Annotated in this window: 22 protein-coding genes; 11 read left to right on the top strand and 11 right to left on the bottom strand. The window is 70.0% G+C overall.

Annotated elements, in window-relative coordinates; all coding sequences use genetic code 11:
• Positions 1-21: 21 nt before the first annotated feature.
• On the bottom strand, positions 22-1,404 hold the full coding sequence (locus tag ABI214_RS21500) for a phosphomannomutase/phosphoglucomutase (protein ID WP_348604484.1): 1,383 nt from the start codon (positions 1,402-1,404) through the stop codon (positions 22-24).
• A 219-nt stretch (positions 1,405-1,623) separates the two neighbouring features.
• Positions 1,624-2,022, bottom strand: a complete 399-nt coding sequence (locus ABI214_RS21495; RefSeq protein WP_280758815.1) for a DUF3499 domain-containing protein — start codon at positions 2,020-2,022, stop codon at positions 1,624-1,626.
• A gap of 145 nt (positions 2,023-2,167) precedes the next feature.
• Between ABI214_RS21495 and ABI214_RS21490 the strand changes: the two genes are divergently transcribed.
• The gene (locus ABI214_RS21490; protein ID WP_348604483.1) at positions 2,168-2,659 is read left to right on the top strand and encodes a metallopeptidase family protein; all 492 of its coding nucleotides are present in this window, start codon (positions 2,168-2,170) and stop codon (positions 2,657-2,659) included.
• Positions 2,660-2,682: 23 nt separating this feature from the next.
• Here ABI214_RS21490 and ABI214_RS21485 read toward each other — a convergent pair whose 3' ends face one another.
• Entirely contained in the window at positions 2,683-2,916 is a 234-nt protein-coding gene (locus ABI214_RS21485; RefSeq protein WP_206612279.1) for a WhiB family transcriptional regulator, read from the bottom strand.
• Between the two features lie 465 nt (positions 2,917-3,381).
• Between ABI214_RS21485 and cofD the strand changes: the two genes are divergently transcribed.
• The 3 genes from cofD to ABI214_RS21470 are packed head-to-tail and all read left to right on the top strand — an operon-like array spanning position 3,382 to position 6,308.
• Entirely contained in the window at positions 3,382-4,407 is a 1,026-nt protein-coding gene (cofD, locus tag ABI214_RS21480) for a 2-phospho-L-lactate transferase (RefSeq protein WP_348604482.1), read from the top strand.
• Complete coding sequence (locus tag ABI214_RS21475; protein WP_348604481.1) at positions 4,404-5,750, top strand: coenzyme F420-0:L-glutamate ligase; 1,347 nt, start codon at positions 4,404-4,406, stop codon at positions 5,748-5,750. The genes cofD and ABI214_RS21475 overlap by 4 nt, the downstream gene beginning before the upstream one ends.
• The gene (locus ABI214_RS21470) at positions 5,751-6,308 is read left to right on the top strand and encodes an NUDIX hydrolase (protein WP_348604480.1); all 558 of its coding nucleotides are present in this window, start codon (positions 5,751-5,753) and stop codon (positions 6,306-6,308) included. It abuts the gene before it with no gap.
• A 27-nt stretch (positions 6,309-6,335) separates the two neighbouring features.
• Here ABI214_RS21470 and ABI214_RS21465 read toward each other — a convergent pair whose 3' ends face one another.
• Together ABI214_RS21465 and ABI214_RS21460 are read right to left on the bottom strand one after the other, a co-directional pair.
• A complete protein-coding gene (locus tag ABI214_RS21465) occupies positions 6,336-6,983 on the bottom strand; it encodes a CoA transferase subunit B (protein WP_348604479.1) in 648 nt (215 codons plus the stop codon).
• Complete coding sequence (locus ABI214_RS21460) at positions 6,980-7,726, bottom strand: CoA transferase subunit A (RefSeq protein ID WP_348611868.1); 747 nt, start codon at positions 7,724-7,726, stop codon at positions 6,980-6,982. The genes ABI214_RS21465 and ABI214_RS21460 overlap by 4 nt, the downstream gene beginning before the upstream one ends.
• A gap of 183 nt (positions 7,727-7,909) precedes the next feature.
• Here ABI214_RS21460 and pcaH point away from each other — a divergent pair, with 183 nt between their 5' ends.
• Genes pcaH through ABI214_RS21430 form a run of 6 tightly spaced genes read left to right on the top strand, consistent with a single transcriptional unit; the run spans position 7,910 to position 13,838 of the window.
• Positions 7,910-8,629: a protocatechuate 3,4-dioxygenase subunit beta gene (pcaH, locus tag ABI214_RS21455; RefSeq protein ID WP_348604478.1), complete on the top strand. Its 720-nt coding sequence runs from the start codon at positions 7,910-7,912 to the stop codon at positions 8,627-8,629.
• Positions 8,622-9,266 (top strand): protocatechuate 3,4-dioxygenase subunit alpha, encoded by a 645-nt coding sequence (pcaG, locus tag ABI214_RS21450; RefSeq protein WP_348604477.1) that lies wholly within the window; start codon positions 8,622-8,624, stop codon positions 9,264-9,266. The genes pcaH and pcaG overlap by 8 nt, the downstream gene beginning before the upstream one ends.
• Before the next feature lie 13 nt (positions 9,267-9,279).
• Entirely contained in the window at positions 9,280-10,629 is a 1,350-nt protein-coding gene (gene pcaB, locus ABI214_RS21445; RefSeq protein WP_348604476.1) for a 3-carboxy-cis,cis-muconate cycloisomerase, read from the top strand.
• Positions 10,626-11,801, top strand: a complete 1,176-nt coding sequence (pcaD, locus tag ABI214_RS21440) for a 3-oxoadipate enol-lactonase (RefSeq protein ID WP_348604475.1) — start codon at positions 10,626-10,628, stop codon at positions 11,799-11,801. Before pcaB ends, pcaD begins: the two co-directional genes overlap by 4 nt.
• A 2-nt stretch (positions 11,802-11,803) precedes the next feature.
• Positions 11,804-12,634: an IclR family transcriptional regulator domain-containing protein gene (locus ABI214_RS21435; RefSeq protein WP_348604474.1), complete on the top strand. Its 831-nt coding sequence runs from the start codon at positions 11,804-11,806 to the stop codon at positions 12,632-12,634.
• Complete coding sequence (locus ABI214_RS21430; RefSeq protein ID WP_348604473.1) at positions 12,627-13,838, top strand: acetyl-CoA C-acetyltransferase; 1,212 nt, start codon at positions 12,627-12,629, stop codon at positions 13,836-13,838. The genes ABI214_RS21435 and ABI214_RS21430 overlap by 8 nt, the downstream gene beginning before the upstream one ends.
• Positions 13,839-13,909: 71 nt before the next feature.
• Here the strand turns inward: ABI214_RS21430 and ABI214_RS21425 are convergent, their stop codons facing one another.
• The 3 genes from ABI214_RS21425 to ABI214_RS21415 all read right to left on the bottom strand — a co-directional run bounded on the left by ABI214_RS21425 (position 13,910) and on the right by ABI214_RS21415 (position 17,017).
• Positions 13,910-14,827: an NAD-dependent epimerase/dehydratase family protein gene (locus tag ABI214_RS21425; RefSeq protein WP_348604472.1), complete on the bottom strand. Its 918-nt coding sequence runs from the start codon at positions 14,825-14,827 to the stop codon at positions 13,910-13,912.
• A gap of 177 nt (positions 14,828-15,004) precedes the next feature.
• Complete coding sequence (locus tag ABI214_RS21420) at positions 15,005-16,192, bottom strand: 4-hydroxybenzoate 3-monooxygenase (RefSeq protein ID WP_348604470.1); 1,188 nt, start codon at positions 16,190-16,192, stop codon at positions 15,005-15,007.
• 108 nt (positions 16,193-16,300) lie between these two features.
• Positions 16,301-17,017, bottom strand: coding sequence for an IclR family transcriptional regulator (locus ABI214_RS21415; RefSeq protein ID WP_348611865.1), 717 nt, complete (start codon positions 17,015-17,017; stop codon positions 16,301-16,303).
• 193 nt (positions 17,018-17,210) lie between these two features.
• On the opposite strand from ABI214_RS21415, the gene ABI214_RS21410 reads away from it, so the two are divergent.
• A complete protein-coding gene (locus ABI214_RS21410) occupies positions 17,211-18,494 on the top strand; it encodes an MFS transporter (RefSeq protein ID WP_348604469.1) in 1,284 nt (427 codons plus the stop codon).
• 69 nt (positions 18,495-18,563) lie between these two features.
• Here ABI214_RS21410 and ABI214_RS21405 read toward each other — a convergent pair whose 3' ends face one another.
• Genes ABI214_RS21405 through ABI214_RS21395 form a run of 3 tightly spaced genes read right to left on the bottom strand, consistent with a single transcriptional unit; the run spans position 18,564 to position 21,368 of the window.
• Positions 18,564-19,340: an SGNH/GDSL hydrolase family protein gene (locus ABI214_RS21405; RefSeq protein ID WP_348604468.1), complete on the bottom strand. Its 777-nt coding sequence runs from the start codon at positions 19,338-19,340 to the stop codon at positions 18,564-18,566.
• 49 nt (positions 19,341-19,389) lie between these two features.
• Positions 19,390-20,469, bottom strand: coding sequence for a sugar phosphate nucleotidyltransferase (locus ABI214_RS21400; RefSeq protein WP_127914516.1), 1,080 nt, complete (start codon positions 20,467-20,469; stop codon positions 19,390-19,392).
• Positions 20,466-21,368, bottom strand: coding sequence for a glycosyltransferase family 2 protein (locus tag ABI214_RS21395; RefSeq protein ID WP_348604467.1), 903 nt, complete (start codon positions 21,366-21,368; stop codon positions 20,466-20,468). The genes ABI214_RS21400 and ABI214_RS21395 overlap by 4 nt, the downstream gene beginning before the upstream one ends.
• Between the last annotated feature and the right edge of the window lie 32 nt (positions 21,369-21,400).

Raw genomic sequence — 21,400 nt, 5'->3', positions numbered from 1 at the left:
AGTATCCCAGCAATTCACCGACTAGGCGCGGACAGCTGCGAGGATCTCGACGACGAGCGCGTCGACGTCCGCCGGCGTGCGCGCCTCGACGTTCAGCCGCAGCAGGGGCTCGGTGTTGGACGCGCGCAGGTTGAACCACGCGCCGTCCGCCAGATCGACGGTGACGCCGTCGAGGCGGTCGACGGACACCGCCCGATCCGCGAAGAGATCGACCACCGCGGCCGTGCGCTCGGCAGCATCGGCGACGGTCGAGTTGATCTCGCCGGACGCCGCGTAGCCCTCGTACGATTCCATCAGCGCCGACAGCGGGCGGTCCTGCTCGCCGAGCGCCGCGAGCACGTGCAGCGCCGCGAGCATGCCCGAGTCGGCACCCCAGAAGTCCCGGAAGTAGTAGTGCGCGGAGTGCTCGCCGCCGAACACCGCGCCGGTCTCGGCCATCTGCTGCTTGATGAACGAGTGGCCGACACGGGTGCGCACCGCGGTGCCGCCGAGCTTCTCGACCAGTTCGGGGACGAAACGGGACGTGATCAGGTTGTGGATGATCGTGCCGCCCGGCTCCTTCGCCAGCTCACGGTCCGCGACGAGCGCGGTCACCGCCGACGGCGACACCGGGTTGCCCTTCTCGTCGACGACGAAGCAGCGGTCGGCGTCACCGTCGAAGGCCAGGCCGATGTCGGCGCCGGTCTCGCGCACGTAGTTCTGCAGGTCCACCAGGTTGGCCGGATCCAGCGGGTTCGCCTCGTGGTTCGGGAAGCTGCCGTCGAGCTCGAAGTACAGCGGCAGGACGGTCACCGGCATCGGGCCGAACACGGCCGGCACGGTGTGTCCGCCCATGCCGTTGCCGGCGTCGACGGCGACCTTCAGCGGCCGCAGTTCGGCCAGGTTCACCAGCCCGCGCACGAAGCTCGCGTACTGCTCGAGCACGTCGTCCTCGCCGACGGTCCCGGCCGGGCCGTCGTACGCGGGGACGCCTTCGGCCACCTCGCGGGCGATCACGGCGAGGCCGGTGTCCTGACCGACGGGCTTGGCGCCGGCCCGGCAGAGCTTGATGCCGTTGTACTTGGCGGGGTTGTGGCTCGCAGTGAACATCGCACCCGGGCAGTCGAGCACTCCCGACGCGAAGTACAGCTGGTCGGTGGAGGCCAGGCCGATGTGGACGACGTCGAGGCCCTGCGCGGTCACGCCCTCCGCGAAGGCACGCGACAGCTCGGGTGACGAGTCGCGCATGTCGTGGCCGATCGCGATCCGCGTCACACGCTCGCCACCGGTCTGCTCGTCCCGCACCAGCCGGGCGAACGACGCGCCCACGTCGCGGACGAAGTCGGCATCGATCTGTTCGCCCACGACACCACGCACGTCGTAAGCCTTGATCACGGCATTCACGGATTCGACGGATCGAGCCACTGCTGGTTTCTCCTGCTGTTCGTTGATGCGACAGACGTTGTTCGTCCCACCGATTGGTCGACTCGGCCGGTTGCCCGACCGAGTCGCTCCACCGAGCCTAGTGGGGAGTGCCCCGACTGCGCTTCCTGAGCGAATTGTCGGGTTCTGTGAACCGCGCTCGAGCAGGGCGGGAACGCCGACGAGGCGCACCCGGTCAGGGCACGGGGAAGTACGAACCGCTCAGTTCGCGGGATCGGGCAGGACCCGGAGGTGACCGCGACGACCGGTGCGCGCGGTGGGCGGAGCCGACGGCGATACCGCACCGGGCCGTGACTCGGAGGAAGCGGAATCGGTGCGGGGGCGCTCGCCCAGTCCCGCCTCGCGGACGGCCTCGGCGAGCGCGGTGAGATCGTCCTCGTCGGGCGTGCTCGACGAGAATCCGCCCTCGTAGCGCACGAGTTCCCAGCCCTTGGGAGCGGTGATCCGCGAGGCGTGGGTCTCGCACAGGTCCCACGAATGCGGCTCCGCGACTGTGGCCAGGGGGCCGACGACGGCGGTGGAATCCGAATAGACGTACGTCAAGGTGGCGACAGCAGGGTTCTTGCACCCAGGTCGGCAGCATCGACGCAGTGATCTCACAAGCAAGGAGACTAGCCCCAACTTTCGAGTTGACCTACTCGGACACACCGATACACGGCGTCCGAACGGTGGATGAGAATGCGCCCGAGCCGACGGGACCGGTGACACGGCGGCGGTGTTGGACAGCCGCTGTAATGTCCCCTACATGGCCAGATCTCGTCGTCCCCGCCCGCTGACATCACGATCGGTCGCGCGGCGAGGCCGGGGCATCCGCGGCCCGCTCTTCCCGCCGGACCTGCCGGCGGCACGGACACGCGCAGAGAAGTTCGATCACCTGGTTCTGGGCGCGTTCGAACCGATCGACGCGCGCTGGCACGACCGCCTGACGAAACTCGACATCGCGGTCGACGACGTTCCCCGGATCCGGGCCATCGACCCGGACTCGGTGAACTGGCCGCCGGAAGTGGTCGCCGACGGACCGGTCCCGCTGTCGCGACTGATCCCGGCCGGCATCGATCGCCACGGGACCGCGACACGGGCGCGCATCGTGTTGTTCCGTCGCCCAATCGAGTTGCGCGCCAAGGACCCTCACGATCTCGAGGACCTCGTCCACGACGTGCTCGTCGAACAGGTGTCGACATATCTCGGGGTCGACCCCGAGGTGATCGACCCCGATCTACCCGGGGCCGACGACTAGTACCTGCGGACGCCTGGCGTCCGTCAGATGATTCCGCGCTTGAGGCGCCGGCGCTCACGCTCGGAGAGCCCACCCCAGATGCCGAATCGCTCGTCGTTCGAGAGTGCGTACTCGAGGCATTCTCCTCGGACCTCGCAGCCCATGCAGATGCGCTTGGCCTCGCGAGTGGACCCGCCCTTCTCCGGGAAGAAGGCCTCGGGGTCGGTCTGCGCGCACAGCGCGCGGTCCTGCCATTGCTCCTCGTCGGCCTCGAACATCGCGTCGAAACCTGGAATCAGACTCAGCTGGGGAACCGTGACCCCGAGCTCGTAGTCTTCGTAGCCGGCGCCTCCCGTTGCACCCGCATCAGAATCGGTCGGTACGTCGCCGACCACGCTCAGAGGAGTTTCGAACTCGTAGTGCTGGTAGGGCATCATCGCTCCGCCTCCTCACATGTATTTAGCGCAGAAAATGTGAATTCTTCTCGAATCGCGTTCTGCCGCTCCCACCCCGACAACCGTCCTGGCTCTCACTCGAACGATCGATCGAGCCGAGGGTCGCTCCAAGTGAACTCGCCCCTCGAACCTGGAATGACATACATGTGATTAGACATGCCCTGGCGTGTCGGGTCAAGCTGAAACGGAAAGTCGTCTACCATCCCACACCCCCCGAGCAGCGTGGTACAACTCGGCCGAAGAGACTGCGCCGAGTGGCATGCGACACCACCGCATAGGCTTCGAGTTGTGAATGTGACTGTATTGGTTGGCGGCGTCGGAGGGGCCCGTTTCCTCCAGGGAGTTCGAAGTCTGCTAGGCGGCACGACCGGAGACGGCATCCCCGGGGACCCGAATTCCCCCGCGGAGACCGACCATCGGATCACCGCCGTCGTCAACGTCGGCGACGACGTGTGGATGCACGGCCTGCGCATCTGCCCGGACCTCGACACCTGCATGTACACCCTGGGTGGGGGGATCGACCCGGAGCGCGGTTGGGGTCACATCGGCGAAACCTGGAATGCCAAAGAGGAACTCGCGGCGTACGGCGCCCAGCCCGACTGGTTCGGACTCGGCGACCGCGACATCGCGACGCACCTGATCCGCAGCCAGATGCTGCGCGCGGGATACCCACTCTCGGCCGTCACCGAGGCGCTGTGCAATCGCTGGAAGCCCGGTGTCGCACTGCTTCCGGTGACCGACGACCGCAGCGAGACCCACGTCGTCGTCACCGACCCCGACAGCGACACCGATTCCTCGGGGGAACAGCAGAAGGCGATCCACTTCCAGGAGTGGTGGGTCCGCTACCGGGCACAGATCCCGACGCACAGCTTCGCGTACATCGGTGCGGAGCAGGCGAAGCCGGCGCCGGGAGTGCTCGAGGCGATCGAGTCCGCCGACATCGTCCTACTGGCACCGTCGAATCCGGTCGTCAGCATCGGAGCGATCCTCGCGGTCCCCGGTATCCGCGGCGCACTGCGGACCACCAAGGCGAAGATCGTGGGCCTGTCCCCCATCATCGGCGGAAAGCCGTTGCGCGGCATGGCCGACGAATGCCTCGAGGTGATCGGCGTCGAGACGTCCGCGGAGGCGATCGGCCGCCACTACGGTGCACGGTCCGGCACCGGCATCCTCGACGGCTGGCTCGTCCACTCGACCGACGAGGCCGACGTCCCGGGCGTCGAGGTCCGCAGCGTGCCGCTGCTGATGACCGATCCCGAGGCCACCGCCGAGATGGTCCGCGCCGCATTCGATGTCGCCGGAGTGAGCTTGTGAGCGTGCGCGACCACGGTGCCGGACGGTCCATCGAGATCCTGCCCGTTCCGGGCCTGCCCGAGTTCCGGCCGGGTGACGACCTCGCCGCCGCGATCGTCAACGCCGCGCCGTGGCTCACCGACGGCGACGTGCTGGTCGTCACCAGCAAGGTGTTCTCGAAAGTGGAGGGGCGGATCGTGCAGTCCCCGACCGATCCCGACGAGCGCGACGCCGCCCGCCGCCTCCTGGTCGACCAGGAGGCGGTCCGGGTGGTGGCCCGCAAGGGACGGACCCTCATCACCGAGAACAAGCTCGGCATCGTGCAGGCCGCCTCGGGGATCGACGGATCGAACGTCGACGGCTCCGAATTGGCTCTGCTGCCGGAGGATCCGGACGGCAGTGCGCGGAAGTTGCGCGGGGACATCAAGTCTCGGCTCGGCATCGATGTCGCGGTCGTCGTGACGGACACCATGGGCCGGGCGTGGCGAATCGGTCAGATCGACGCGGCGATCGGCGCGGCGGGCATCCCGGTCCTGCACGCGTATGCGGGCGCCGTGGACAGCCAGGGCAACGAGCTGTTCGTGACCGAGGTCGCCGTCGCGGACGAGATCGCGGCCGCCGGCGACCTCGTCAAGGGCAAGCTCGGCGGGGTGCCCGTGGCCGTGGTCCGCGGGTTCGACCTCGAGGACGACGGGTCGAGTGCCGACAAGCTGATCCGTCGTGGTCCCGAGGACCTGTTCTGGCTCGGCACCGCGGAGTCGTTCGAGGTGGGCCGGCGCGAAGCGCTGCTGCTGCGTCGCTCGGTGCGCGAGTTCGCCGACGAACCGGTCGACCCGGACGCGCTGCGCGACTCGATCGCCGAAGCACTCACCGCGCCGGCGCCGCACCACACCCGCCCGGTGCGGTTCGTGTGGCTGCGCACCCCCGACGTCCGCCAGCGCCTGCTCGAGGCCATGCGCGACCGTTGGCGCGCGGACCTCGCGGCGGACGGGATGAGCGAGGAGCGGATCGAGCGACGAGTTGCCCGCGGCGACATTCTCTTCCGCGCGCCCGAGGTCGTGATCCCGTTCTGCGTGCCCGACGGCGCGCACGACTACCCGGACGAGCGCCGCACGCGTGCCGAGTCGACGATGTTCACGGTCGCGGTCGGCGCCGCGGTCCAGGGACTGCTGGTCTCGCTCGCCACGCGCGGCATCGGGAGCTGCTGGATCGGGTCGACGATCTTCGCCGCCGACACGGTCCGGGCCGAGCTGGCGCTGCCGGCGGACTGGCAGCCGCTCGGCGCGATCGCCGTCGGACATCCCACGGAACCGCTGACGCCCCGTGAACCACGGGTTCCGGGCGACGCGCTGCTGGAGCTGTAGATGACGGCACGATCACTGCACGCGTCGGCGCGTGAGGCCCTGACGAACTGGGACAGCGACTCCGAGGACGCGGAGTCGCTGCGGCACACGATGCTCGCGTTCCTCGACTCGGCACCCGACGGCTGCCTGCGCTCGCATGCGCCCGGGCACATCACGGCGTCGTCGCTGGTCCTCGACGAGGGCGGCGACCACGTGCTGCTGACGCTGCATCCGCGGGTAGGGCGGTGGATCCAGCTGGGCGGGCACTGCGAGGAGGGCGACGACACCGTCGTCGCGTCGGCCCTGCGGGAGGCGCGGGAGGAGTCGGGTATCGAGGGGCTGCGGATCGATCCGCGGCTGCTGTCCGCGCACACGCACCCGATCACGTGTTCGCTCGGCGTCCCGACCCGGCATCTGGATCTGCGGTTCCTGGTGCGGGCGCCCGGACCCGCGGCCACGGTGCCGATCGTGATCAGCGACGAGTCCCAGGATCTGCGCTGGTTCCCCGTCGACGATCTACCCGACGGCGCCGAGAAGGACACGATCGACCACCTGGTCCGGCTGGCCGCCGCGCGCTGAGCGCGGCGGCCGGCCCGACCGGCATGCTCAACGCAGCAGCGTCGCGCCGGTCGCCGCGACCACGTCGTCGACGCTGACGCCGGGCGCGGTCTCGACCAGGCGCAGGCCCTCGTCGGTGACGTCGAGCACGGCCATGTCGGTGATGATCCGCTGCACGCAGGCCCTGCCGGTGAGCGGGAGCGTGCACTCGTCGAGGATCTTGGGCTCGCCCTTCTTGGAGACGTGCTCCATCATCACGATGACCCGCTTCGCACCGTGGACGAGGTCCATCGCGCCGCCCATGCCCTTGACCATGTGGCCGGGGATCATCCAGTTGGCGAGGTCGCCCTTGGCGCTGACCTGCATCGCGCCGAGCACCGCGACGTCCACCTGGCCGCCGCGGATCATCCCGAAGGACTGCGACGAGTCGAAGTACGACGCGCCGGGCAGGACTGTGATGGTCTCCTTGCCGGCGTTGATGAGTTCGGGGTCCAGCTCGTCCTCGGTGGGGTACGGGCCCACCCCGAGCACACCGTTCTCCGAGTGCAGCACGACGGTGACGTCCTCGGGGATGTAGTTCGGCACGAGGGTCGGCATGCCGATGCCGAGGTTGACGTACTGCCCGTCGGACAGTTCCTGTGCGACCCGCGCGGCCATCTGCTCGCGCGTCAGCTTCTGTGCAACAACCTGAGTCATGCTCGTACCGTTCGCTTCTCGATTCCGACAGTGACCTTGCCCACGTGCACGACGCGCTGCACGTGGATGCCCGGGGTGTGGATCTGGTCGGGATCCAGCTCGCCCGGCTCGACGAGGTGCTCGACCTGCGCGATCGTGATGCGCCCCGACGCGGCGGCGGGCGGGTTGAAGTTGCGGGCGCTGCGCCGGTACACGAGGTTGCCGTGGCGGTCGCCCTTCCACGCGTGCACGAGCGCGTAGTCGGCGGCGATGCCGCGCTCCATGACGTACGTCGTGCCGTCGAACTCGCGAGTCTCCTTGACCGGGCTCGCGACGGCGACGCCGCCGCTGCCGTCGTAGCGACGCGGCAGCCCACCCTCGGCGACCTGTGTGCCGACGCCGGCCGGGGTGAAGAAGGCCGGGATGCCGGCGCCGCCCGCGCGCAGCCGCTCGGCAAGCGTGCCCTGCGGAGTCAACTCCACCTCGAGCTCGCCCGACAGGTACTGCCGCGCGAATTCCTTGTTGTCGCCCACGTACGAGCTGATGGTGCGTCGGATGCGGCCCTGCTCGAGCAGCACACCGAGCCCGAAGCCGTCGGTGCCGCAGTTGTTGCTCACCGTCTCGAGGTCCGTGGCGCCCTGGTCGAGGAGCGCGCCTATGAGGATCTCGGGCACCCCGACCAGGCCGAATCCGCCGACCGCGATGGTCGCGCCGTCCGGGATGTCGGCGACGGCCTCGGCCGCTGTGGCAATGACTTTGTCCATCATGGCGGCCAGCATACGGCGATCCGTGCGTATTGTGAACCCTCGTCCGCATAGCGAACAGAATTGCGGTCAGCCGTTGATTGCCGCACCCGGAGGCACTACGTTGTTCGTATAGCGTCACATCGTCCACATTGCGAACAGCCGTCTCGATTCCCCCTCACCTGTTCCCCAACGAGGTCTCACATGCTTCATCTGCCCCCGCAGTACCCGCCCGCCGGCGACGGCGTGAACGCGCCGCCGGACTTTCCCGACTACAAGACCACCAGCCTGCGCAGCCCGCGCCAGCCCCTGAAGCTGCTCCCGCAGCGGCTCGGTGAACTCACCGGACCGGTGTTCGGCGAGGACCGCGTCCGGCCCGGCGATGCCGATCTGACCATCGTCGACGGTGGCGAGGCCCAGGGCCAGCGGATCATCGTCCACGGCCGCGTGCTCGACGCGAACGGCAAGCCCGTCCCGAACACGCTGCTCGAGGTGTGGCAGGCCAACGCCGGCGGCCGCTACCGCCACACCGGCGACAACTGGCCCGCCCCGCTCGACCCGCACTTCGACGGTGTCGGCCGGTGCGTCACCGATGCGGACGGCCACTACACGTTCACCACGATCAAGCCGGGCGCGTACCCGTGGCGCAACCACGACAACGCCTGGCGGCCGTCGCACATCCACTTCTCGCTGTTCGGCCGGTCGTTCACGCAGCGCCTGGTGACGCAGATGTACTTCCCGGACGATCCGCTGTTCTTCCAGGACCCGATCTACAACGCGGTCCCCGCCGAGGCCCGGCACCGGATGGTCAGCGTCTTCGACTACGACGCGACCGTCGCCGACTGGGCGCTGGGCTTCCGTTTCGACATCGTCCTGCGCGGACGCGACGCCACCCCGTTCGAGGACGAGGATCACGATGACTGACACCGCCCCGCAGAACACTGCACCGATCTACGACGTCATCCCGGGCGACTTCACCACCGCCGAGTTCGGCGTCACCCCGTCCCAGACGGTGGGCCCCTACTGGCACATCGGCCTGCCCTGGGCGGACGGCCCCGACGCGGCTCCCGAAGGCACTCCGGGCCGGATCACGCTGCGCATCACCGTGATCGACGGCGACCGCGTGCCCGTCGCGGACGCGATGGTCGAGACGTGGCAGGCCGACGCGACGGGACGCTTCGCGCATCCGGACGACCCGCGCGGCGCCGCCGAGCCGGATCCTGCGGGATTTCGGGGCTTCGGCCGGGCCGGGGCCGACGAGACCGGCACCGCGACGATCCACACGGTCAAGCCGGGTGCGCTGCCGGCCGAGAACGATGCCGTCGAGGCCCCGCACGTGAACGTGGGCATCTTCGCCCGCGGCATGCTCGAGCGCCTGTACACACGGCTGTACTTCCCCGAGGACACCGACGCGCACGCCGTCGACCCGGTGCTGACGTCGCTGCCCGAGTCGCAGCGCCACAAGCTGGTCGCCCGCAAGACCGACGACGGCTACAGCCTCACGGTCTATGTTCAGGACAGCGATCCCGACGGTGTCGAGACGCCGTTCTTCGAGCTGTGATCAGGAGCCTCTCGTGACGTACACCCGCGGCGAACTGTTCGATCCCGTCTTCGGCGCAGACGAACTCGCCGAGGACATCTCGGACCGCGCGTGGGTGGGAGCCCTGCTCGAGGTGGAGGCCGCGCTCACCCGCGCGGCCGCCACCGTCGGCCTGGTGACCGCCGAGGACGCGGCGGCCGTGACCGCGGCGGCCACGCGACTGGCCGAGCCGGGCGGGATCGACATCGCCGACCTCGGCCGCCGGTCCGCGTCCGGCGGCAACCCGGTGATCCCGCTCGTGCGGATCCTGCGGGGCGCGTGCACACAGGACGGGGTGCCCGCCGCGGCGGTGCACGTCGGCGCGACCAGCCAGGACGTCATGGACTCCGCGCTGATGCTGTTGTCGCGCAGGGCCGGACGCAAGGTTCTCACCGACCTGCGGACCGCGGCCGACGCCGCCGCCGCACTTGCCGCCCGGCACCGGAGCACCCCCATGGTGGCGCGCACGCTCGGACAGCAGGCGCTGCCCACCACCTTCGGTGCGCTCGCCGTGTCGTGGTTCACCGGACTCGACGACGCAGTCGACGGCCTCGAGCAGGCGCTGTCGGCGCTGCCGGTCCAGTTCGGCGGCGCGGCAGGCACTCTGGCCGCCAGTGCACCCCACGGGCTCGACCTGGCCGACGCCTTCGCGGACGAACTCGGGCTGACCCGACAGGTCGTTCCCTGGCACACGACCCGCACCCCGGTCGCGGCGCTGGCCACGTCGTTGGGAATCGCGGCAGGGGCCGTGTCCAAGCCCGCCACCGACATCACGCTGATGGCGTCGACCGAGTTCGGTGAAGTGGCCGAGGACACCCCGGGCGGCTCGTCGGCCATGCCGCACAAGCAGAATCCCGTCGCCGCGATCACCGCGCGTGCCGCGGCGCGTCGGGTTCCGGGCCTCGTCTCGACGATCCTCTCGGCCATGGACCACGAGTTCGCCCGCGCGGCCGGTGCCTGGCACGCCGAGTGGGAGACGGTCACCGACCTGCTCCGGCTCACCGGAGGCGCGGCGCACCGACTCGCATCGAGCGTCGGCGGACTGCGTGTCGACGCGGACGCCATGGCCCGCAACCTCGCGATCACCGGCGGACTGATTCTCGCCGAGCGGGTGACCGGAGCGCTGTCCGAGCACACCGACGCGGCACGCGACATCGTGACCGCCGCAGCCGCGTCCGGCGTCCCGCTGGACCGGGCACCCGACATCACCGCCCACCTGTCGGCCGACACGCTCCGCGACCTGCTGGACCCGTCGCACTACCTCGGCCACGCCGTCGACCTCGTCGACCGTGCCCTCGCTTCCCGGGCGGCACGGCCCGCCCGCACCACCGGAGGACACCCATGACAGTGGACCTGCATTACGAGACACACGGCGACCCCGCCGCGCCCGCGGTCCTGCTGCTCGGCTCGCTGGGCTCGGACCTGCACATGTGGAACCCGCAGATCCACGCGCTGTCGAGTGGGCATCACGTGGTCGCCGTCGACCACCGCGGCCACGGCGGCTCCCCCGCCCCGGCCGGGCCGTACACGATCGCCGACCTCGGCGGCGACGTGATCGCGCTGCTCGACGGGCTCAGCCTGGACGCGGTGCACGTCGTCGGCCTCTCGCTCGGCGGCGCCGTCGCCCAGTGGGTCGCCGCACACCACCCGCAACGCGTGCGGACACTTACGGTGATGTGCACGTCGGCGCAGTTCGCGCCGGCGCAACCGTGGCTCGACCGTGCCGCGACCGTCCGCGCCGACGGCATCGCCTCGATCGCCGAATCCGTGGTCGGACGCTGGTTCACTCCCGAACTGGCGCAGCGTGATCCCGAGCTGGTGGCCCGCCACGTCGCGATGGTGTCGGGCAGCTCCGACGAGGGGTACGCCGCGTGCTGTGAGGCCCTGTCGCAGTGGGACGGGCGCGCCGACCTCGCGCGCATCGTCGCGCCGACGCTCGTGATCGCCGGCGAGCAGGACGGCCCCACCCCGCCGTCCGCGCTGCGGGCGATCGCCGACGGCATCGCCGGCGCCGAGTTCCACGTCGTCTCCCCCGGCGCGCACCTGGCCAACGTCGAGCAGGCCGGCCCCGTCACCCGTCTGATCGAGCGCCACGTCGCCGCAGCAACTCCGGTGGGCGTCGCCCGCCGCGCCGTGCACGACGTCGGAATGTCGGTGCGCCGCTCCGTCCTCGGCGACGCGCACGTCGACCGGGCGATCGCGGGCAGCACGCCGTTCACCGAGCCGTTCCAGGACTTCATCACCCGCACGGCGTGGGGCGACATCTGGGCCCGCGACGGCCTCGACCATCCCACCCGCCGCCTGCTCACCCTCGCGATCCTCACCGCGGTCGGCAACGAGCACGAACTCGACATGCACATCCGGGCCGCGCTGCGCGCCGGAATGGACCCGGACCAGCTCGTGGAAGTATTCCTGCACACCGCGGTGTACGCGGGTGTGCCGAACAGCAACCGGGCGTTCGCGCTCGGCAAGCAGGCGCTCGCCGACCTGGCGGGCGCCACCGAGGGGAGTACGTGATCGTGGCGAATACGAGTGGGACCGAATCGACCGGGTCCTCGACCGACTACGTGCAGTCGCTCGCGCGCGGGCTGTCCGTGATCAAGGCGTTCGACGCCGAGACCCCGCGCCGCACGCTCAGCGACGTGGCCCGCGCCACCGACCTCACTCGCGCGACCGCCCGTCGGTTCCTGCTCACCCTCACCGAACTCGGCTACGTCCGCACCGACGGCTCTGCCTTCTGGCTCACGCCGCGGGTGCTCGAACTCGGCTACAGCTACCTGTCGAGCCTGTCGCTGCCCGACATCGCCGGACCGCACCTCGAGGAGCTGTCCGACCGGGTCAGCGAATCGACCTCGGTGTCGATCCTCGACGACGGTGACGTTGTGTACGTCGCCCGCGTCCCGGTCCGGCGCATCATGACCGTCTCCATCACGATCGGCACCCGCTTCCCCGCGTTCGCGACGTCGATGGGTCGCGTGCTGTTGGCCGGGCTCAGTCCCGCCGACCTGGACGCCTACCTGGCGCGCGTCGAACTGACCCCGCTCACGGGGCGCACCATCGCGACGCCCGACGCGCTGCGCGCCGAACTCGACAAGATCCGGTCCGACGGATTCTGCGTCGTCGACCAGGAACTCGAGGAGGGCCTGCGGTCGCTGGCCGCACCCATCCGCGACCGGGACGGCACCGTCGTCGCAGCCGTGAACATCTCGACGCAGGCCGCTCGCTACACGTCGGAGGCCGTCTACGACACGCTCGTGCCCGCGGCCGTCGCGACCGCGGACGCCATCTCGGCGGACCTCGCCCGCACCCAGACACAATCGCCCTCGCCCCAAGGAAACAGACATGCCTGACGCAGTCATCTGCGAACCGCTCCGCACCCCCGTCGGCCGCTTCGGCGGCGTCTTCCGGGACATCGCACCCGAGGACCTCGCGGCCACCGTCATCACCGAACTCGTCTCGCGCACCGGCATTTCCGGCGCCTACATCGACGACGTGATCCTCGGTCAGGCCTCCCCCGGCGGCGAGGCCCCCGCGATCGGCCGCATCGCCGCCCTCAACGCCGGACTGGGCGTCGACGTCCCCGGCCTGCAGGTGGACCGCCGCTGCGGTTCCGGCCTGCAGGCGATCATCCAGGCCGTCATGCAGGTCCAGTCCGGCGGCAGCGACCTCGTCCTCGCCGGCGGTGTCGAGTCGATGAGCCAGGCCGAGTTCTACGCCACCGGCATGCGGTACGGCGTCCGCGGCGAGTCCCTCGCCCTCAACGACCGGCTGGCGCGGGCCCGCGTGACCGCCGGCGGCCGCAACTACCCCGTGCCCGGCGGCATGATCGAGACCGCCGAGAACCTGCGCGCCGAATTCTCCATCAGCCGCGAGGATCAGGACGCCCTGGCCGTCCAGTCGCACCAGCGTGCGGTCGCCGCGCAACGCAGCGGCGTCTTCGCGGAGGAGATCGTCCCGGTGACCGTCCCGCAGCGCAAGGGCGATCCGCTGATCGTCGACACCGACGAGCATCCGCGCGCCGACACCAGCCTCGAATCCCTCGCCAAGCTGCGCCCGATCCGCGGCAAGGTCGACCCCGAATCCACCGTCACCGCCGGCAACGCCAGCGGGCAGAACGACGGCGCCGCCATCGCGATCGTCACCACCCCGGAGAAGGCCGCGGCGCTCGGTCTGCGTCCCCTCGCGCGGCTCGCGAGCTGGGCCGTGGCCGGTGTACCGCCGCGCACAATGGGCATCGGCCCCGTCCCGTCGAGCGAGACGGCCCTGGGCCGACTGGATCTCACGCTCGCCGACATGGACGTCATCGAACTCAACGAGGCGTTCGCCGCCCAGGCCCTCGCGGTGACCCGCACCTGGGGCCTCGAACCCGACGATCCGCGCCTGAACCCCAACGGCTCGGGCATCTCGCTCGGCCACCCCGTGGGCGCGACCGGCGCCCGCATCCTCGCGACCCTGCTGCGCGAGATGGACCGACGCGAGGCCCGCTACGGCCTCGAGACGATGTGCATCGGCGGCGGCCAGGGCCTGGCGGCCGTGTTCGAACGCATCGCCTGACTCGGACACGACGAAGGCCTGCCCCGCGGATCACTCCGCGGGACAGGCCTTTTCGTCTTGCGGGGCGAGCGTCAGCGCGCGGTGGCCGCCTGCACGATCTCGTACATCTCGGCGATCGCGCGGGCGCAGTCACCCTTGGTGTACCCGAGCAGGGCGGTCTCGGCCGGATCGGTCTCGTACGCGATGGCATTGCCGCGGCCCTGCACGATGAAGCTGTCGGGCAGCAGCGGGTGCTCCTCGTTGCGCTCCTCGATGGTGCGGTTGCCGCCGGCGGCGTCGACGAGCATCTGGAAGTACTCGGTGAACGTCAGGTTCTGGTCGCCGATCAGGTACGCCTTGCCGGATTCGGCGCGGCGCAGCGCACCCCCGATCGCCTCGGCGAGCGAGCGCGCCGACATGTAGTTCGTGCCGCCGGCCGGCGCGAAGTCCGGGATCTGCGGCTCGTTGCCCGCGGCCCACGAGAACAGCTTGCGGTAGCGCTTGGCGGACACGCCGCTGATGGCGCCGAGGATCGACGGCGGGTTCAGCGTCGAGGCGTTGAAGTTCTCGTCGGCCAGCGCGCGGGCGCCCTCGTCGGCCGCCTTGCGGGCCGCCACGTACGGCATGGTCTCCGCGTACTCGGGCCGCAGGTGGTGGTAGTAGCTGCCGACCTGGACGAAGCGGGAGACCCCGGCCTCCTTGGCGAGTGCGGCGAAGCGCGGCACACCACCGGACTGCGTCTTCTCCCAGAACTCGGCCTCGTCGACATCGCGGCCCATGTGCCGGATGTCCTGGCCCGCGGCGAAGACGATGCCCTCGAACGGCGCCAACTGGTCGGCCGTGAACGTCTGCTCCGTGTAGTCGCCCAGCAGCACCGGGAAGTCCCGCACCGGGGAGTCGTCGGCGAGCGGGTTGCGCGCGGCGACGGTGACATCGTTGCCGGCCTCACGCAGGTGGAGTGCCGTGTGGGCACCGATCATTCCGGTGCCGCCGACGATCAGGATCTTCATGGAATGCCTCTTCTGTAGGTGGAGCGGTACAGCTCTCACGAACCTAAGGGCGACACCCCCACCTGCATCCCCCGTTTCTCACCGAGCGAGAAATCGGACCCGTCCGATCTCGGACGGTGCGCGGGTTCGGCCGGTCCCGCAACGATGCGGGGCCGGCCGAGCCCGTCCAGCCGCGACTCAGCCGAGCGGCGTACCCACGTAGTTCTCCGCGATCAGCGTGCGGCCGGCGACCGATCGGGTCACCATGTCGAGCTCGGCGACCTGACGCTTGTGATCGAAGCCCGACGCGTCGGGCAGGCGGTGCAGCATCGACGACATCCACCACGAGAAGTGCTGCGTGCGCCAGATCCGGGGCAGCACCGTCTCGGTGTACGCGTCGAGCCGGCCGCGGTTGCCGGTCTCGAAGAACTCGGCCATGCCCTTCGAGAGCACGCAGACGTCGGCGACGGCGAGGTTCAGGCCCTTGGCACCGGTCGGCGGGACGGTGTGCGCGGCGTCGCCGGCGAGGAACAGGTTGCCGTGCTGCATCGGCTCACACACGAAGCTGCGGAACTGCAGGATCGACTTCTCGAAGATCCGGCCGTCCTTGATCTCCGCCCCCTCGCCGTCCACCCGGGCGTGCAGTTCGGACCAGATGCGGTCGTCGGACCAGTTGTCCACCGAGTCGTCCGGGTCGACCTGCAGGTAGTGCCGCTGCACCTCCTGCGTGCGGGTGCTGATCAGCGCGAAGCCCCGCGGATGGTTGGCGTAGATGAGCTCCTCCGACGACGGCGGCGCCTCCGCGAGGATGCCGAACCACGCGAACGGGTACTGCCGGAAGTGGTCCTGCCGGATCGACGGCTCGGGAATCAGCTTGCGCGTCTGGGTGCGGGAGCCGTCGCAGCCGCCGACGAGCGCGCACTTGAGCGTCTGCGTGGTGCCGTCGGAGTCGGTGTAGGTGATGTACGGGTTGTCGGTGGTGTGGTCGTGCACCTCGACGTCGGAGACGCCGAACCGGATGTCGCCGCCGTCCGCGAGCCGCTTGGCGATGAGGTCCTTGAGCACCTCGTGCTGCGGGTAGACCGTGACGGCGCGGCCGTTCGTGAGCTCGTCGAACGCGATGCGGTGCCCGCGGCCGCCGAAGCGTAGTTCGATGCCGTGGTGCTCGAGGCCCTCGGCCTTGACCCGGTCACCGAGGCCGGTCTCGACCATGAGGTCGACGGTGTTCTGCTCGAGCACACCCGCCCGGATGGTGCCTTCCACTTCTTCCCTGGTCCGGGCCTCGAGAACCACGGATTCGATGCCCCGCAAGTGCAGCAGGTGGGACAGCATCAGTCCGGCCGGGCCGGCGCCGACGATGCCGACCTGGGTGCTCGAAATGGTCATGGTCATCTCCTCGGTAGATCGTGATCGCCAACACTGTCCCGGCGTTCCGACCGAGGCGACAGACGGACTTTCACTCAGTGAAAGACGAATCCGGGAACGAGACGTGCGTCACGCGAGATTGCGCGAGATTCCCCGCGCCGCGGCCCGCAGCGCGGGGATCAGCGGCGCGGGATCGGCGGCCGCGCCGACCACGACGGAGATCGACGCGACCACGTCGCCGCCGGGGCGCAGGATCGGCGCCGCGACCGCCAGCGTGCCGATGTTCAGGTGCTCGCGGCACACGATGAACCCGGTCCGGCGGATCTCGTCGAGGGTCTGCCGCAGCCGGTGCTCCGCCGTGATGGTGTTGGGCGTGAACCGCTCGAGCCCCGCGGCCAGCACCTCGCCGAGCAGCCCCGGGCCGCCGTGCGCGAGGAGCACGAGACCGCCGCTCGACGCGTGCAGCGGCAGGCGGCCACCGGCTCGGCCGACCACCGCCACCGCACCCCGCGCCGACAGCCGTTCCACGTAGAGGGCCTCGAGCCCGTCCCGGACGATCAACTGCACGTTCTCGCGGGTCGCCTCGTAGAGGTCTTCGAGGTACGGCATGGCCACCTGACGCAGGCCGTGCGCGCGTGGCGCGAGTGCCCCCAGCTCCCACAGCCGGACACCGATCTCGTACCGCCCCTCGCCGTCGCGTTCGAGGGCACCGTGCTCCACGAGTTGCGCACACAGCCGGTGCACGGTCGGGAGCGGAAGCCCGGTGCGGCGGCTCAGCTCCGACTGCGTCAGCCGGGGCCGCTCGGCCGAGAAGGTGTCGAGCACATGAAATGCCCGTCCGAGCATGCTGCGGCCGGATTCGTTCGCGTCACTCACCCGTCCAGTGTCGCCGCCCGGCGCCCGCACGGACGCCAGGCGGGGCTATATCAGACCCAGAGGTCTGCAGTTTGACTTTGCCGTGTGATCCAACCAACAATTGCCGCGTTCTTGAAATGAACGGTGGTTCGCATTGCGAACACCTTGGGCTTCTGGAGATCGAATGAGCACCATCGAACGACCCGCGACACGCCGTCGAGCCGCGATGTGGGTCGCCCCGCTGTGTTGGATCGCCGTCCTCCTCGACGGATTCGATCTCGTAGTCCTGGGTGCGGTCATCCCGTCGCTGCGCGAGTACGGCGACTGGAACCTCAGCACCAGCGCGATCACCACGATCTCGACGTTCGGCCTGATCGGCATGACGATCGGCGCGCTCATCATCGGCACCCTCACCGACGTCATCGGCCGCCGCCGGGCGCTGATCTACGCGGTCGCCGCCTTCTCGGTGCTGACGCTGCTGTGCGCGGTCGCCCCCAACCCGTTCGTCTTCGGTCTGCTGCGCTTCCTCGCCGGCATCGGGCTCGGCGGCTGCCTGCCGACCGCGTTGGCTCTGGTCAACGAGTTTTCGAAGAAGCAGGGCGGCGGTTCCGCGTCGACGATGCTCATGACCGGTTACCACGTCGGCGCCGTGGCCACCGCGGCTCTCGCCCTCGTGCTGATCGACCCGTTCGGCTGGCACTCCATGTTCGTCGTCGGCGCCGCGCCCGCGCTCGTGCTGATCCCGCTGATGATCCGGTACCTGCCCGAATCGCCGTCGTACCTGCTCTCCAAGGGCCGTCGGGACGAGGCAGAGAGCATCGCCGCGCAGTACGGCTTCGAGCTCGAGGCGACACCGGCCGCCGACGCGCCCGTCGCGACGGCCACCGACCCGGTGCGCACGCTGTTCTCCGCGAAGTTCCTGCGCAACAGCATCGCCATCTGGGTCACCTCGTTCATGGGCCTGCTGCTGGTCTACGGCCTCAACACGTGGCTGCCGACGATCATGCGCGAGGCCGGCTACGAACTCGGCGCCGCCCTGACCTTCCTGCTCGTCCTCAACGCGGGCGCCGTCGTCGGACTCCTGATCGCCGGCCGCGTCGCCGACAAGGTCGGCCCGCGCACCGCCGCCATCGTGTGGTTCGCCGGTGCCGCCCTGTTCCTCGCGCTGCTCAGCATCAAGGTCTCGGCCGGCATCTACGTCATGGTCTTCCTGGCCGGCTGCTTCGTGTTCAGCGCACAGGTGCTCGTGTACGCCTTCACCAGCGCCAACCACCCCGCGAACATCCGCGCGACCGGCCTGGGGTGGTCGGCGGGCGTCGGCCGCGTGGGTGCCATCTGCGGCCCGATCCTCGGCGGCGCGCTGCTCGGCGCCGGGTACGCGGTGCCGTGGGGCTTCTACGCCTTCGCGCTCGTCGGCCTGATCGGCCTGGTCGCTATCTCCTCGACCCGGAACCTCGGCACCGACTGACGACACCCGACGACGACGAAAGGCCGACCGGATTCTTCCGGTCGGCCTTTCGTCGTCAGTGGACGGGCGTCAGCGTATGGGGGCGAGGGCGGGCCGCTTGGCGGTGACGCCGTCACCCGACGACGTGCCACGCACCCGACGTCCGATCCACGGGATCAGGAACTCCCTCGTCCACTTCAGGTCCGCGCTGCGCCGCGACGCCTTGTCGGTGAGCAGGTCCGGGCCGAGCGAATCCATCACGATGTGATGCTCGACGCCGAGGGTCTCGAGAACGCGGATCGCCATGTTCTGGTGACCCGGGGTCGACATGTGCAACCGATCCCAGTCCCACATGCGCAGGTCCTGGTACTCGTCGAACCGCCAGAAGTCGACGACCCTCGCGCCGTGCCGGTCGGCGACCTCGCGGACCAGCTCGTTGTAGATCGCCGAACGTCCCCGGAGCTTGCCGAACACCGTCGCCCAGCCGGCGTCGTACGCCGTCCACACCAGCACGGTGGCCCCGGTGGCGGCGAGCTTGCCGATCGCCTCGTCGTAGCGCGCGACCAGCGCGTCGATGTCGATCTTTGGACGCATGAAGTCGTTGCCGCCGGCGTAGATGGTCACCAGGTCGGGCTCGAGCGCGATCGCCGCGTCGAGCTGCTCGTCGACGATCGGCCCCAGCAGCCGGCCCCGGATGGCGAGGTTGGCGTACCCGAAGTCGGCGCTGCGCTGGGCGAGTTCCTCTGCCACCCGGTCCGCCCAGCCACGCAGGCCGTTCGGGCGGGTCGGGTCGGGGTCGCCGACGCCCTCGGTGAACGAGTCACCCAGGGCGACGTACCTGTGGAATACGGGTTCCTGCGACATCATGCCCCCAGTATTTCAGTAGCAGAGCTAAAGAAGCCGGATCCGTGCGCAATCACACGTCGGTGCTGAACCGCACGCCGCCGTCCGGGAGCGCGACGCCGGGCCACACCCGGGCACCGCTGATCAGTTCGCACCGGGCACCGATGTCCGCGCCGTCACCGATCACCGCGTCGCGCACCAGCGCACGCGGACCGATGCGGGCGCCGAAGCCGATGATCGACCGCTCGATCACCGCGCCGGCCTCCACCTGCGCGCCGTCGAACAGCACCGCGCCGTCGAGGCGGGCGCCCGCGCCGACCTCGGCGCCGCGGCCGACGACGGTGCCGCCGATCAGCAGCGCGCCGGGCGCCACACCGGCGCCGGGGTGGACGAGCGACTCGCCGCGCGGACCGTCGAGGGCGGGCGACGGCGCGATGCCGCGCACCAGATCCGCGGAGCCACGCACGAAGTCGTCGGGGGTGCCCATGTCGCGCCAGTAGGAGCTGTCGACGTGACCGAACACGCGCGCCCCGTCGGTGAGCAGCGCGGGGAACACCTCGCGCTCGACCGAGACCGGGCGATCCGACGGGATCTTCTCGATGATCTCGCGGCGGAACACGTAGCAGCCCGCGTTGATCTGGTCGGTCGGCGGATCCTGCGTCTTCTCGAGGAACGCCTTCACACGGCCGTCGTCGTCGGTGGGCACACAACCGAAGGCGCGGGGATCGCCGACCCGCACGAGGTGCAGGGTGACGTCCGCGTTGGTCCGGTGGTGGGTGTCGAGGACGGCGCCCAGATCGGTGCCGCCCAGGACGTCGCCGTTGAAGACCATGATGTTGTCGGCCCGCAGGCTGGGCAGCACGTTGCGGATACCGCCGCCGGTGCCCATCGGCTCGACCTCGGTGACGTACTCGATCTCGAGTCCCAGGTCGCTGCCGTCGCCGAAGTGCTCCTCGAAGACCTCGGCCTTGAACGAGGTGCCGAGCACGACGTGCGTGATGCCGGCCTGCTTGATGCGAGCGAGCAGGTGCGTCAGGAAGGGGACGCCCGCGGTGGGGAGCATCGGCTTGGGCGCGGACAGCGTCAGCGGACGCAGTCGGGTGCCCTGGCCTCCCACCAGAATGACGGCATCGGTCGCCGAAGCAGTTGTCATGCTTTCCCCTCAATCTCGATTTCTCGACGCTCGTCGGCGCTGCGCCGACGAACGGCAGCCGCGACCGCGAGTTTTGAACGCAGGGCGAGTCCGCCCCGCAGCGCCCACCGCAGCGGTGCCTGCCACCACGCAGGATGACGGTCGGCCTGGAAGCGGTAGGCGCTCTGATGATGGGCGGGCAGCATCAACTCGGGATGCCGGCCCGCGGCGTGCCCCTTGGCGTGGGTCACCTCGGCCGACGGCACGAAGATGTTGAGCCAGCCCGCCTTGCCGAGCCGGTCCCCCAGGTCGACGTCCTCCATGTACATGAAGTAGCGCGAGTCGAATCCGTCGATCGAGTCGAAGGCGGCCCGGCGCAGCAGCAGGCACGAGCCCGACAGCCAGCCCGCCGAGCGCTCGGTGATCGTCTCGTTCTCCTGGCGGTACGCCTGCGTCCACGGGTTGGACGGCCACACCGAGCCGAGGACGGCGTGCCCGGCGCCGGAGACCAGGTCGGGCACCCGCCGCGCCGACGGATACACACTCCCGTCGGGCTCGCGGACCATCGGGCCGAGGGCACCGGCCCGCGGCCACCGCTCCGCCGCGGCCAGAAGTTGGTCGATGGAACCCGGCGACCAGCGCACGTCGGGATTGACGACGACGACGAACTCGATGTCGCGGTCGACCTCGGCGACGGCGCGGTTGATCGCACCGCCGTAGCCGATGTTTCCACCCGTGCGCAGCAGCCGGACGTGATCGTGAGCAGCCGCGGCAGCCTCGGGTGCACCGTCGGTGGACCCGTTGTCTGCCAGGATGACCTGCGGATTCTCGACAGTCGCGTCGGCCAGCGTGCTCAGGAAATGCTCCAGATGCTCGCCGGGCGAGTAGGTCACCGTCACCACGGCCAGCTTCGAACTCACGCGGGCAAGCGTAGCCCGAAAGCCCGCTTCGT

The organism is Prescottella soli, from assembly GCF_040024445.1.
Lineage (GTDB): Bacteria > Actinomycetota > Actinomycetes > Mycobacteriales > Mycobacteriaceae > Prescottella > Prescottella soli.
Note: the sequence above shows the minus strand (reverse complement) of the source record. Positions and strands in the feature narration are given on the sequence as shown.

Coding starts and splice junctions, on each gene's coding strand:
- ABI214_RS21490 (WP_348604483.1), top strand. CDS start 2,168: ATGGCCAGATCTCGTCGTCCCCGCCCGCTGACATCACGATCGGTCGCG.
- ABI214_RS21485 (WP_206612279.1), bottom strand. CDS start 2,916: ATGTTCGAGGCCGACGAGGAGCAATGGCAGGACCGCGCGCTGTGCGCG.
- ABI214_RS21470 (WP_348604480.1), top strand. CDS start 5,751: ATGACGGCACGATCACTGCACGCGTCGGCGCGTGAGGCCCTGACGAAC.
- ABI214_RS21465 (WP_348604479.1), bottom strand. CDS start 6,983: ATGACTCAGGTTGTTGCACAGAAGCTGACGCGCGAGCAGATGGCCGCG.
- ABI214_RS21460 (WP_348611868.1), bottom strand. CDS start 7,726: ATGGACAAAGTCATTGCCACAGCGGCCGAGGCCGTCGCCGACATCCCG.
- pcaH (WP_348604478.1), top strand. CDS start 7,910: ATGCTTCATCTGCCCCCGCAGTACCCGCCCGCCGGCGACGGCGTGAAC.
- pcaG (WP_348604477.1), top strand. CDS start 8,622: ATGACTGACACCGCCCCGCAGAACACTGCACCGATCTACGACGTCATC.
- pcaD (WP_348604475.1), top strand. CDS start 10,626: ATGACAGTGGACCTGCATTACGAGACACACGGCGACCCCGCCGCGCCC.
- ABI214_RS21430 (WP_348604473.1), top strand. CDS start 12,627: ATGCCTGACGCAGTCATCTGCGAACCGCTCCGCACCCCCGTCGGCCGC.
- ABI214_RS21425 (WP_348604472.1), bottom strand. CDS start 14,827: ATGAAGATCCTGATCGTCGGCGGCACCGGAATGATCGGTGCCCACACG.
- ABI214_RS21420 (WP_348604470.1), bottom strand. CDS start 16,192: ATGACCATTTCGAGCACCCAGGTCGGCATCGTCGGCGCCGGCCCGGCC.
- ABI214_RS21415 (WP_348611865.1), bottom strand. CDS start 17,017: ATGCTCGGACGGGCATTTCATGTGCTCGACACCTTCTCGGCCGAGCGG.
- ABI214_RS21410 (WP_348604469.1), top strand. CDS start 17,211: ATGAGCACCATCGAACGACCCGCGACACGCCGTCGAGCCGCGATGTGG.
- ABI214_RS21405 (WP_348604468.1), bottom strand. CDS start 19,340: ATGATGTCGCAGGAACCCGTATTCCACAGGTACGTCGCCCTGGGTGAC.
- ABI214_RS21400 (WP_127914516.1), bottom strand. CDS start 20,469: ATGACAACTGCTTCGGCGACCGATGCCGTCATTCTGGTGGGAGGCCAG.